Source organism: Streptomyces sp. 3330 (genome assembly GCF_031456635.1).
Classification (GTDB): Bacteria; Actinomycetota; Actinomycetes; order Streptomycetales; family Streptomycetaceae; genus Streptomyces.
Window position 1 is genome coordinate 41,845 of record NZ_JAVDVA010000026.1, and the last position, 12,611, is coordinate 54,455.

The 12,611-nt window shown below is 74.3% G+C and carries 6 protein-coding genes; all 6 read right to left on the reverse strand.

Annotated elements, in window-relative coordinates:
• Window positions 1-5: 5 nt before the first annotated feature.
• Complete coding sequence (locus tag J2X68_RS32895; protein ID WP_310436256.1) at window positions 6-2,210, reverse strand: CDP-glycerol glycerophosphotransferase family protein; 2,205 nt, start codon at window positions 2,208-2,210, stop codon at window positions 6-8.
• Between the two features lie 183 nt (window positions 2,211-2,393).
• Window positions 2,394-4,670, reverse strand: coding sequence for a bifunctional glycosyltransferase family 2 protein/CDP-glycerol:glycerophosphate glycerophosphotransferase (locus J2X68_RS32900; protein ID WP_310436257.1), 2,277 nt, complete (start codon window positions 4,668-4,670; stop codon window positions 2,394-2,396).
• Between the two features lie 162 nt (window positions 4,671-4,832).
• On the reverse strand, window positions 4,833-5,684 hold the full coding sequence (locus J2X68_RS32905; protein WP_310436258.1) for a carbohydrate ABC transporter permease: 852 nt from the start codon (window positions 5,682-5,684) through the stop codon (window positions 4,833-4,835).
• On the reverse strand, window positions 5,681-6,961 hold the full coding sequence (locus tag J2X68_RS32910) for a sugar ABC transporter permease (protein ID WP_310436259.1): 1,281 nt from the start codon (window positions 6,959-6,961) through the stop codon (window positions 5,681-5,683). Before J2X68_RS32910 ends, J2X68_RS32905 begins: the two co-directional genes overlap by 4 nt.
• A gap of 70 nt (window positions 6,962-7,031) precedes the next feature.
• Entirely contained in the window at window positions 7,032-8,414 is a 1,383-nt protein-coding gene (locus tag J2X68_RS32915) for an ABC transporter substrate-binding protein (protein WP_310436260.1), read from the reverse strand.
• Between the two features lie 430 nt (window positions 8,415-8,844).
• The gene (locus J2X68_RS32920) at window positions 8,845-12,483 is read right to left on the reverse strand and encodes an FHA domain-containing protein (protein ID WP_310436288.1); all 3,639 of its coding nucleotides are present in this window, start codon (window positions 12,481-12,483) and stop codon (window positions 8,845-8,847) included.
• Window positions 12,484-12,611 lie beyond the last annotated feature (128 nt).

A 12,611-nucleotide genomic window follows, 5' to 3' on the forward strand; every position in this document is an offset into this window, starting at 1 on the left:
GGAGGTCAGCTCCTTACGAGGGTGGAGGCGGCGGGGGCCGGGACGCGCTCGGCGAGCGGCCGCACGGGCGCGATCGCCTCGGGGGGCTCGCCGAGCAGCACCCGGCGCACCACGCGCTCGGCGGCCCGGCCGTCGTCGAACTGGCAGAAACGGGACCGGAACGCGGCCCGGCGGGCGGCGGACGCGCGGTCCCGGTACGCGCCGTCGCGGAACACCCGGGCCAGTTCCCCGGGCGTGCGGGCGACCGGCCCCGGCGGGGCCGCCATCAGGTCGAAGTAGACGCCCCGGGTCTCCCGGTAGACGTCCCAGTCGTCGGCGTACACGACGATCGGCCGGTCCAGGTTGGCGTAGTCGAACATGATCGACGAGTAGTCGGTGACCAGCGCGTCGGCGGCCAGGCAGATCTCCTCGGAGGAGCGGTGACCGGTGACGTCGATGATCCGGCCGGTGCCGCGCCGGCCGCCGCCGTCGTAGAAGTAGTGCGCACGCAGCAGCACGACGACGTCCTCGCCGGCCGCCTCGCAGAAGGCCTCCAGGTCCAGGCCCGGCTCGAAACCGGTGTGGTAGTCGCGGTGGGTGGGCGCGTACAGGACGGCCGTGCTGCCCTCCGGCACCCCCAGCTCCCGCCGGATCCGGGCCACGTCGGCGGCGGTCGCCGTGTAGAAGACGTCGTTGCGCGGATAGCCGTACTCCAGCTGTTCGTACGAGCCCGGGAAGGCGCGCTCCCACATCTGGGTGGAGTGGGTGTTGGAGGAGAGGTTGTAGTCCCAGCGGTCCACGCGGCCCAGCAGCTTGGTGAAGGAGCCGGTCGCGGCGGCGACGACCGGGTACGTCGACTGGTCGACGCCCATCTTCTTGAGCGGGGTGCCGTGCTGGGTCTGCACATGCACACTGCCCTCGCGCTTGACGACGCCCTCCGCGAAGTTGGCGTTGTTGACCAGGTACTTGGCGCGGGCCAGGACCTGCCAGGAGCGGCGGCTGCCGATGACGGCGTGGTCGACGCCGTCCGGCATCGCGTGCGCCTGGTCCGCCTCGACCAGGAACACCGAGCGGATGTGCGGGGCGAGTTCGGCGGCCTTGGCGTGGATCGCGGCCGGGCTGCACGCGTAACCGCGCCCCCAATAGGCGCAGTACACCGCCAGGTTGGGGTCGATACGGCGGCGCAGGTGACGCCGGTAGAGCAGGCGGGTGCGCAGTCCCCGGGGGCGCGGGAGCCGCTCGACGGCGCCCGCGGCCTTCTGGTTGGCGCCGCGCAGCGCGCGGAACGCGGTGTACGCGCCCACCGCCAGCAGCCGGTGCTGCACGCCCAGGCTGCCGCCCGGCCCGCGGAAACCGGCCGGGCGGTGGCGCCGGTACAGCCGGCCCGCGCGGCGGAAGAAGGCCCGGCGGTGGCGTCCGGTCAGCCGGGCCGGATGCGCGGCCGTCTTCAGGACGGCGGCGAAGAGCTGCTCGAAGAGCGGGCCCGTCCGGTCCCCGGACAGCCCGAGTTCGGCGGCCCGGCTCAGCACCGCGTCGGTCCGGTCCAGGAGCTCCGGATGGTGGGCGCCCGGCAGCTGCAGCCGGTTGCCCTGCCGCCGCAGCAGATGCCGTACGACGACCGAGCGCAGCACCGCGATCCGCTCGGCGTGCACGGTGACCAGACCGCCGAAGCCGACGTCCGTGAAGTGCCCGTCGGGGAAGGCGAGCCGGTGCTCGGTGACGAAGGAGCGCCGGTAGGCCGTGCCCCACGCGGGCAGCCGCACGCCGGTGAGGTGCGGGGCCTCGGCGGGGGAGAAGGCGCCCTTCGGGGTCCCCGCCAGCAGCGCGGCGGCCGGGTTGGCCGGCTCCCCGTCCCACCAGGGGGTGCGCTCGTGCTCGGCGTACAGGACGTCGACGTCGCCGGTCTCGGTCAGCCGGGCGTCCAGCGCCGCCAGGGCGCCCGGGGCGAGGACGTCGTCACCGTCGAGGAACAGCAGATACGCGCCGGTCGCCGCCCGCATGCCGGTGTTGCGCGCCCCGCTCAGCCCCGCGGACGGCGGCGAGTGCACCGGGGCCACCCGGGAGTCCCGCCGGGCGTACCCGGCGGCGAGGCCCGCGGCCGGGGCGCCGGGTGCGTCGCTGACCGGGATCAGCTCGAAGTCGCCGAAGGACTGGGCCAGGACGGAGTCCAGCGCCAGGGACAACCGGCCCGCGACCCCATGGGACGGGACGATGATGCTGAAGCGGGGCATGCTGCTCTTTCTCTGTCGTTGCGGCGGACGGTCCGCGACGGACGGGCCACCGGGGCCGGTCCGCGGCGGAGTTCTTCGGGCGACGGCCGGGCCGCCCGGCCGGCCGCCAGGCGGGCGGCCGGGTCGGGGTGGGCCGCGACGAGCCGGCGGAGGACATGGCGACTCCCGGAGGGGCGGACGGGTTCAGCGCCGGTCGGTGACGGGGGTGACCGGGCCGGCGGGCGGTGGCACATGGGCGAGCGCCGGGCGTCCCGCGGGCATCGCCGCCGAGGCGGCCGCCGACGGCACCGGACGGCGCTCGGCGAGCGGCACGACCGGGGGCAGCCGCGTCTCGCCCAGCACGACCCGCCGTACGACGCGCTCGGCGGCGCGGCCGTCGTCGTGGGGGCAGAACCGCTCGCGGAACGCGGCCCGCAGCTGGGTGGAGCGCGAGCCGCGCCAGTGACCGGTCGCGAAGATGTCGATCAGCTCGTCCTCGCTGCGCGCGACCGCGCCCGGCGGGCAGGCGCGCAGGTCGAAGTAGGTGCCGCGGGCCGCCTCGTAGGCCTCCCAGTCGTCCGCGTGGATCACGATCGGACGGTCGAGGCCCGCGTAGTCGAACATGAGGGACGAGTAGTCGGTGACCAGGGCGTCCGAGGCCAGGCAGAGGGACTCCACGCTCGGGTGGTCGGTGACGTCGATGACACCGGGCACCGGCCGGCCTTCCGGCGCCTCCTGCCAGTAGTGGGCGCGGGCCAGGATCACGAAGCGGGGCCCCAGGCGGCGCAGGACGCGCTCCAGGTCGAGATGCGAGCGCTGGACGCGGCGGTAGTCGCGGTGGGTGGGCGCGTAGAGGACGGCGACCGTGTCGCGGGGGATGCCGAGGGACTCGCGCAGCCGGGTCACGTCGTCCGGGGTCGCCCGCTGGAAGACGTCGTTGCGCGGATAGCCGTACTCGAGCGTCTCGTAGCGGCCGGGGTAGACCCGCTCCCAGGTGAGGGTGGTGTGGCGGTTGGCCGACAGGACGTAGTCCCACTTGTCGACGCCCCTCAGCAACTCGGCGAAGTCCATGTCGCGTGCGGCCGCGGGGCGTTCCTGGAGGTCGAGGCCCATGTGCTTGAGGGGCGTGCCGTGCTGGGTCTGCACGAAGACCTGGCCGGGGCGCTTGACCAGCCGCCGGTCGAAGTTGACGTTGTTCACCAGGTACTTGGAGCGGGCCAGCGCCGTCCAGTAGGCGGCCGTCCCGGGACGCACCTGGCGCGGTCCGGGCGGGACGGCCGCCTGGTGCTCGGGCCGGGCGATCCACGCGGTGCGGACCTGCGGCGCGAAGGTGCGGAACGCGGCCTCCAGCGCGCCCGGGTTGCAGCTGTGCCCGCGCCCCCAGTACGCGGCGAACACGGCCCGGTCGGCGCGCAGCGGCAGCTTCAACTGGACGCGGTAGTGGGCCTGCAGGACGGCCGCACGCAGCCCGCGGGCGAGTTTCGCGACGGCCTTGTGGGTGCGCCGGCGCACGGTCATGGACGCCTGGAGCACACGGTAGGTGCGGTGCACGCCGAAGTGGACGAGCGTGTGGCGCAGCCGGGAGCGCAGCGGGACCGGGAAGCCCGGGGTGCGGTAACGGCGGTAGTGGGCGCGGGCCCTGCGCAGGAACTCGGCGCGAGAACCGCGCGGGAGCCGGTCGCGCTTGGTGAACACGGTCGAGAGGTGGTCGACCATGCGGCGGAACAACACCGGCCGCCAGTGCGCGAGTTCCGGCCGCTGCTCGACGAACGCGAAGACCCGGTCGTACTGCTCGAAGACGTCGAAGTGTCCCCGGCTGGTGGTGGACAGGATGCTGCCCCGGCGTCGCTGCCGGTAGTGCACGCAGACCCGGTCCAGCGTCGCCAGCGACTCGGCGGCCATCAGCGCCGGGTACGTCCACGGGGTGTCCTCGTAGTAGCCGGACGGGAACGTCAGGCCCACGCTCTCGACGAACTCCCGCCGGTAGGCCTTGTTCCAGGCCACCATCAGCACCCTGAGCAGCCCCGGACGGTCCTCCAGCCGGAAGGGCGCGTCGCCCTCCTCGGTGAGCTGCGCGGCGAACTGGTTGCGTACCGTCTCGCCCGACCAGTACGTGCTCGCGTAGTCGTAGACCAGGACGTCCGGCTCGTCCGTCTCCCGCACCCGGTCGGCGATCGCGCGCAGCGCGTCCGGGGTGAGGGTGTCGTCGGAGTCCAGGAACAGCAGGTAGTCGCCCGTCGCCCGCTCCAGTCCCGCGTTGCGGGCCTGCCCCAGGCCGACGTTCTCCGGCAGGTGCACGGCGCGCACCCGCTCGTCACGGGCCGCGAACTCGTCGATGATCTCGCCGCAGGCGTCCGGGGAGCGGTCGTCGACGACGATCAGTTCGAGATCGGTGAACGACTGGGACAGCACCGAGTCGAGGCACTCGTGCAGGTACGCCTGAACCTTGTACGCGGGGACGATGACACTGAACCTGGGCAAGGGACATCCATGGGTCGGCGCGGGCGGAAGACAGGGCCTTGCCCGGAAACGGCCGATGGAGTGAATCGGTTACGGTTCGTACGGCATTCGGGGGATTGCGGGTGAACGGAAAGGGACGGGCCGATGATCCGGCCCGCCCCTGGTCCACCGGCCGCCGACCGGCTACTTGACCGCGCCCGCCATCACGCCGGACACGAACTGCCGCTGGAACGCGAAGAACACGGCCAGCGGGATCACCATCGAGATGAACGCGCCGGGCGCGAGCACGTCGATGTTGTTGCCGAACTGCCGTACCTGGGTCTGGAGGGCGACCGTGATCGGCTGGCTGTCCGCGTTGGTGAACACCAGCGCCACCAGCATGTCGTTCCACACCCACAGGAACTGGAAGATGGCCAGGGACGCGATCGCGGGCCCGCCGAGCGGCATCACGACGCGGGCGAACAGCCGCAGTTCACCGGCGCCGTCGAGACGGGCCGCCTCCAGCAGTTCGCGGGGGATCTCCGCGAAGAAGTTCCGCAGCAGGAACACCGCGAAGGGCAGTCCGAACCCGACGTGGAACAGGATCACCCCCAGGATGTTGCCGAACAGGCCGATCTCGCCGAACAGTTCGGCGATCGGGATGAGCGCCACCTGCACGGGCACGACCAGCAGTCCCACGACGCCCAGGAACCACCAGTCCCGGCCCGGGAACTCCATCCACGCGAACGCGTAGCCCGCGAGCGCGCCGATGACGACGACCAGGACCGTCGCCGGCACCGTGATCAGCACGGTGTTGACCAGGGAGCTGGTGATGTCGCCGTTCTCCAGCAGCTTCCGGTAGCTGTCGAAGGTGAGTCGGGAGGGCTCGCTGAACACGGTCCACCAGCCGTCGGCGCTCATGTCCTCGGGTGCGCGGAGCGAGGAGATCAGCAACCCGATGGTCGGCACCAGCCAGAACAGGCCGACGACGATCAGGAAGGCGCGCACCAGCCCGCCGTTGAGCTTGGCCATGACCCACTCGAGTCGCCCGCTCATCGCCTGACCTCCCGCCTGAGCCGACGCACGTTGAACCACATCACCGGGATCACCAGCAGCAGCAGGAACACCGCGATGGCGCTGGCGATGCCCGGCTGGTCCTCGGAGAAGCCCTTGCGGTACAGCTCCAGGGCGAGCACGTTCGCGTCGTCCTGCGAGGAGCCGGGGGCGATGATGAAGACCAGGTCGAAGACCTTCAGCACGTTGATCATCAGGGTGACGGCGACGACCGCGAGGACCGGCGCCAGGAGCGGGACGGTGACTCTGCGGAACACCTGCCACTCGTTGGCGCCGTCCACCCGGGCCGCTTCGAGCAGCTCCCGCGGGATCCCCGACAGGCCGGCCGCGATCAGCACCATCGCGAAGCCCGCCCACATCCAGATGTACGAGCCGATGATCGCCGGCGTGACCAGCGACGGGCCGAGCCAGTCCAGGCCGTTGTACGCCTCCTTGAAGTTGCTCGCGGGCAGCCGGAGCCGCGCGCCGTCGGCCTCGCCCGGCAGCGTGAAGGTGCCGTCGGCGGCCGCCTTCGTCGAGGCCACCACCTCGCCGTCCTTCACGGCCTCGATCTTCATCCCGGCGTAGCCCCGTTCGGACGGGTCGGGCGCGCCGAGGGTGCCGACGCCCTTGCCGCGGGTGAAGTCCTGCCAGGCGGTCCCGGTGATCTCCCCCTGGGCGGGCCGCGCCTTCACCGCCTTCTTTGCACTGCCGGGCATCTGGTCCGGGGCCACGCCGACCAGCGGAAGGGCGACCGGGACGCCGGTGCGCACCGGGGCCTCGGTGATGAAGCCGCCGCCCTGCGGCCGCAGCGGCGAGTCGCGGCCCGGGTGGGCCTTCGGGAACGCCGACGACTCGGCGAACGTGTCGTGGACGCCCACCCACACCGCGTTGGCGACGCCCTTGTCCGGGTCCTGGTCGTAGACCAGCCGGAAGATGATGCCGGCGGCGAGCATGGAGATCGCCATCGGCATGAAGACGACCAGCTTGAACGCGGTGCCCCAGCGCACCCGTTCGGTGAGCACCGCGAAGATCAGACCGAGCGCGGTCGCGACCGTCGGCGCGAACACCACCCAGATCACGTTGTTCTTCAGGGCGGTGCGGATGCCGTCGTCCGTGAAGAGGGCCTTGTAGTTGTCGGCGCCGGCGAATCCGTCGCCGGACTGGTCGTAGAGACTGCGCACGACCGAGTACCCGATCGGGTAGACCACGAGCGCGCCGAGCAGCACCAGGGCGGGCAGCAGGAACAGCGCGGCCACGGTCCTTCGGGTGCCGGTCACACTCTTGCGCGGGCGAGGAGGGGCGGGGGCCCCGGGAGCCCCCGCCGCCGCGGGCGTCGCCATCTCCGCGTCAGTTCCCGTACGCCGCTGCCGCGTCCGACTCCAGTTTCGCCTGGGTGCCGGCCACGTCCGTCGGGTTCTTCAGGAAGTCCTGGAGGTCCTTCCACTCGCCCTTGCCCGGGGTGCCGCCGAAGGCCTGCGGGGCCTGGTCGGACATGTCGAAGCGGAAGTCGTCGCCGGCCGCGATCAGCGCCTTGGCGATCGTCTGCTGGACCTCGTTGGGGTACACGGAGACGTCGACGTTCTTGTTCGGCGAGAGATAGCCGCCGAGCTTCGCCTGGATCTCCGCCGCGTCCGGCGAGGCCAGGAAGGTCGCCAGCGCCTGGGCGCCCTTGGAGTCCTTCAGGATGACGGCCGCGTCACCCCCGGAGACCACCGGCGCGGTGTCGCCGACCTTCGGGAACGGGAACACCTTGGCGTCCGTGCCGACCTTCGCCTTGGTGTCGGCGATGTTGACCTGCACGAAGTCGCCCTCGTAGACCATCGCCGCCTTGGGCTGCTCGCCGCCGGTGAAGGTCTGGGTCACCGAGGCGGGGAACTCGGTCTGGAGCGCGCCGCTCGCGCCGCCCGCCACCCAGTCCTTCTTGCCCCAGACCTGGGCCAGCGTGGTCAGGGCCTCCTTCACGGAGGGGTCCGTCCACTTGATCTTGTGCTGGGCGAGCTGGTCGTACTTCTCCGGGCCGGCCTGGGAGAGGTAGACGTTCTCGAACCAGTCGGTGAGGGTCCAGCCGTCGGCGCCGCCGACGGAGAACGGGGTGACGCCGGAGTCGTACACCGTCTGCGCGGTGGCCAGCAGGTCCTTCCACGTCGCGGGGTCGCCGGCGCCCGCGTTCTCGAAGACCTTGGCGTTGTACCAGATCAGCGACTTGTTGGCGGCCTTGTAGTAGACGCCGTACTGTTTGTCGCCCACCTTCCCGATGTCCTGCCAGCCCTGCGAGTAGTTCTTCGCGAGCTCCGCCTGGGCCTCGGCGCCCAGCGGTTTGGCCCAGCCCTTGTCGGCGGCCTGCTTGATGGCGCCCGGCTGCGGCAGCATCGCCACGTCCGGCGGTGAGCCGCCCGCGATCTTCGAGCCGAGGAAGTTGATGATCGGGTCCTGTGCGGGCACGAAGGTGATCTTCGCGCCGGTGCGTTTCTCGAACTCGGCGAGGACCTTCTTGAAGTTCGCCTGTTCCGTGCCGGTCCAGACGGCGGCCACTTCGAGCGTGGTGCCGTCGAGCTCGGGGAGGGCGAGCGTGCCGCCGGACTCCTTGCTTCCGGTGCTGCTGCCGCTCCCGCCGCTCTTGTCGTCGTCGCTGCCGCACGCGGTGAGCGAGAGCGCGAGCGCTCCCGCCAGGAGCGTGGCGGCCGCCTTCACGGTTCTGCGTGTCCCGATGGTGTTGCTCGTGCTGCGCATCACTGCCCCGTTCTTCGTCCTCGTCGACTCGTGAACGTTCGAGCGCTGTCCCGTGAGCACTGGTCTACGCCGGGTGTCCGGGCTCGGCAAGAGCGCCTGTGCTGTCAACCGGGGGATCGTGACCGCGTCGTGATCGCACCGGGCGAGATCGCACCGGGCGTGATCGCACCGGGCGCGTGGCCGGTGCGGTGCCGTGCCGGACCGGCGCGGGGGCGGTGTGTAGTGGGGTCGGTGCAGGGCAGGGCAGGGCCGGGTTCGTCCGACGCGGCCGTGGACCGGGGGCCGCCTCCCCGTGGGTGACCTGCTCGGGACGCCCGGGCCGATGCCGGGCCTGCCTGGGCTGACGCCGGGCCTGCCTGGGCTGACGCCGGGCCTGCCTGGGCTGACGCCGGGCCCGCCCGGGCCGACACCGGCCCCGAAGGGCCTCGGCTCACGCGCCGCCGGCGGGCGCGCTTCCGGTCGGGCTGAGCTGCCGTGCGGCGCGCTCCAGGGCGCTGGCCAGCAGGGCCAGGTCCGTCGGGCCGTTGCCCAGTTCCCGTACCGGGCGGCGGGCCGGGGGATCGCCCATGCGCTGCCACTCCAGGGGGACCACCGTGGGGCGCTGCGTCGCCGTACGGGGGATGCGGCCCGTGACACGGCCGCCCTGGAAGGGGGTGAGGCGGCCGTCCGCGCCCTTGAGCCGCCCCCGGCCGGGCGCCGGTTCGTCGGTGCCGGAACCCGGCGGGTCCAGAGTGATCCGAACGGTGGACAGCCGGGCCGGTTCCGACTCCGCCGTACGGCCCCCGGGGCCCGCCGCGACCACCAGGTGCACGCCGAGCCGCTCGCCCTCGCGGGCCACCGCCTCCAGCGCGCGCATCACCGAGCCGGCGGCCGGCCGGCCGGGGGAGCCGAGGGCGGGCGAGACGAGGGCGTCCAGGTCGTCGACGACCACCACCAGACGGGGCAGCGGGGGCGCCGCCTCGGCCCGCTGCCGGGCGGCCGCGCCCGGGCGCAGCCGCAGCGTGGCACTGGACGGGCTCTCGATGTCCGCGGCGCCGCCGCCGGAGCCACCGAGCGCGGCTCCCGGGGACGGGGCGTTCGGGGTGCGTTGCGGGACGATACGGCCGGACACCGCGCGCTGGGTGTGCCACTCCACGAAGCCGGACCGGCCCAGCAGTTCGGACCGCCGCTTCAGCTCGGCGCTCAGCGACTGCGCGAACTCCCGCATGCGGACGGGGTCGTTGGCGGTGAGGTGGGTGGTGACATGCGGTACGTCCGTACAGATCCGCAGGCCGTCGCCGTGACCGTCGCCGCCCTTGCCGACGGTGTCGCGGCCGTCCAGCAGGACGATGCCCAGCCGGTCCGGCCGCTCGGCGGCGGCCAGCGAGGCCACGACCGCCCGCAGCAGCTCCGTACGCCCGCTGCCGGTCGGGCCCTCGATCAGCAGATGCGGGCCCTCGGCGACCAGGTCCACGCCGACCGGGCCGCGCGGCCCCGCGCCGAGCACGGCCCACGCCCGGCCGCCGAGCGCCTCGGCGTCGTCCGCCGCGTCCGCCCAGCGGGCCATCAGCGAGGCGGGCGTGGCCCGGGCGAGCCCGAGCTTGTCCAGGAGCCGGGCCGACTGGGGCAGCGGAGCCGACACACGCGTGTGCCGCTCGCCGCCGCCGGCGCCGTCCGGGCGCAGCGGTGCGAGGGCGCGCGCGAAGCGTTCGGCCCAGGCGAGGGAGACCGCGTCCACCGCGCCGACCGTGCCGGGCCCCACCGGGCCGGGCCGCTCCGTCTCCGCCCCGGCCGGCGCGACCCGCAGCAGCCGCAGCGCCGTCGCCACGTCCCCGCTGAGCAGCGCGACGGCTCCGCAGGCGCGGAAGGTGGGTGCTGCGGCACAGGCCGCTTCGTAGGTCTCGGTCACCGGAGAGGAAGGGGAGGCGGCGGGCGTCTCGGCCAGGCAGACGAGGTGTATCCCGGCGCGCGGTCCGGCCACCGCCAGCCGGGCCACCGCCTCGCGCAGGTCGGCGCCGCCGGGATCGCCGTCCACGACGACCACGGTGTACGGGCCGGGGAAGCCGCCGTCGCCCGTCTCGTCCGGCACGGCCCAGGAGGGACGGCGGGCCGCGCCGCGAGGCGCGGGCACCACCGGTCCGGCGCCGCTTCCCGTGCCGCTCGGGCCGCCCGCGCTGTCGGCCAGGTGGTCCTCCAGGCGGCGCAGCAGCTCGTCGGCGCGGGCCGTGGCCTGGTCGCGGTCGTAGGCGAGCAGGAGACGGCAGTCCTGTCCGTGCCCCGGGCGCAGCTGCGGCAGCCAGCCGAGCCAGGACCACTCGGCGACCCGCTCCTCCTCGGAGCGGGCGCGGTCGGTGCTGATCAGGACGATTTCCAGGGTGTCGGGGGAGTGCAGCGCGGCCAGCTGGGCCAGCACCGCGCGGGCCAGCCCGGACAGCCGCGGGCGCGGTCCGGCCAGACCGAGCGCGCCGACCTCGCGCAGCCCCGTCGTCACCGGGACGGCGGGCAGCAGGCCCGAGCCGTCGGGCGCCGGCCGGTCGGCGGTGCCGAGCCGCACGGTGAGCGCCTCGGGGTGCCCGGGGCCGCGTTCCCACAGCCGGGGGCCCGGGCCGAGCGCCGTCAGCAGCAGCGCCGCCGGGTCCGGCCAGGTCTCGGGCGCGGGGGAGGCGGCGGCCGACGGGTACGACCGCGTCCCGGCCTCCTCCTCGCGGCTCCCGGGGGCGTCGTCCGTGTCCGGTGTGTCGCCGCGGCCGCCGGCCAGCCGGCGCGCCCACGCGGAGAGGCCTCCGCGCTTGCGGACGCCCGGGGGGACGTCGGTGCCGCGCAGCGGGGTGCCCTTGCGGCGGGCGGCCGCGCGCGGGTCGGCTTCGGGGACGTCGTCGTAGGGGTACCCGGCCGGGACGTCGGAGCCGGGGGCGGAGGCGGCGGGGCGGTGCGGGGCGCGCGTGTCGTCCGGCGCGCCGTGCGGTCCGCGGACGGCGTCGTGGGTCTGCGCGTACGAGCCGAGGCCCGAGCGGCCGGCGTGGGTGGCCGAGGAGCCCTCACCCGGTGCGGACACGCCGCCGGAGGGAGCGGCTGCGGGCGGGTTCCCGCGCACGGATTCTGCCGTGCGCGCCACGCCGCCGGACCGGCTCTCGATGCGCGGTGCCGTGCCCTGGCCGGGCACCACCGCGGGTGCCCGGCGGGTGTCCCCGGCGTCGCGGGCCCGCCCGCCCCGGCCTTCCGGCGAGCCGTGCCAGTCCACCGTGCCGTGGGCGTGGCCGGTCGGGCCCGCGGGGGCTTCCCGGCCGGCCGCGCCGTCGCCCGCCGCACGCGCGTGCGGCGCGCCCGCGGCCGGGCCCAGACGGTCGCCGGACGGTTCGCCGTCCGCCGCCGGGTCGGTTCCCGCGCAGGGCACCCGGACATGGCCCTCGCCGTCCGGCGTGGTGGCCGCCCGCGGGCCCGGGCCGCCGGGCGGGGCCAGGCGCAGCGCCGACTCGCCGACGCGCAGCAGGGCGCCGGGGACGAGACGGACGGGACGGTCCTGGATCCGGGAGCCGTCCAGGGTGGTGCCGTTGGTGGAGCCGAGGTCGGCGACCGTGACACGGCCCTCGGGGGAGAGCGTTATCGCGCAGTGCAGGCGCGAGACGTCCGGGTCGTCGAGGGGCACGTCGGCGTCGGCGGAGCGGCCCACGCGGACCTGGCCGCCGTGCAGCAGATGGACCCCGCCCGCGTCGGGCCCGGCCACCACGTGCAGACGGGCCGGGGCTTCGTCGACCTCGGGATGCGGCTCGGGGTCGGCCGGGGCGCCCAGGGACAGCACCGCGCCGTCGATCAGCGGCGGTTCGCCGAGCGTGCAGCGCTGGGTGTCGAGCCGCTCCACGCCCGCGTAGAGCACGACCGCCGCGGCGGAGGAGGCCGACGGGGCGCCCTCCCCGGAGACCGCCGCGGCCAGCGCGGACGCCACCGCGGCCAGGGCGGTGCCGGCGGGCGCCGTGACGAGCACGTCGCAGCTCGTGGTGCGGGCCCGCGCCTGAGGTGCTCCCGCGCGAGCGGAGCCCGGCGCCGGGGAGGGCGGGCCCGTCGGGTCTACGACGGTCAGCCGGATCTGCATCGCCGTCAGCGGTCCCTTCTGCACGGGCGCGGACTTCCCCCACCCCACACGAGCACAGCGGCCAGTACTGCAGGCATCCTCGCACCTGTCACCGACAACGCGCCCCACACCGGGGAACAAGTGATCTT

What these genes read in the sequence shown, in the direction of transcription:
- J2X68_RS32915 (WP_310436260.1), bottom strand. Translation starts at nt 8,414, where the DNA reads ATGCGCAGCACGAGCAACACCATCGGGACACGCAGAACCGTGAAGGCG.
- J2X68_RS32895 (WP_310436256.1), bottom strand. Translation starts at nt 2,210, where the DNA reads ATGCCCCGCTTCAGCATCATCGTCCCGTCCCATGGGGTCGCGGGCCGG.
- J2X68_RS32905 (WP_310436258.1), bottom strand. Translation starts at nt 5,684, where the DNA reads ATGAGCGGGCGACTCGAGTGGGTCATGGCCAAGCTCAACGGCGGGCTG.
- J2X68_RS32920 (WP_310436288.1), bottom strand. Translation starts at nt 12,483, where the DNA reads ATGCAGATCCGGCTGACCGTCGTAGACCCGACGGGCCCGCCCTCCCCG.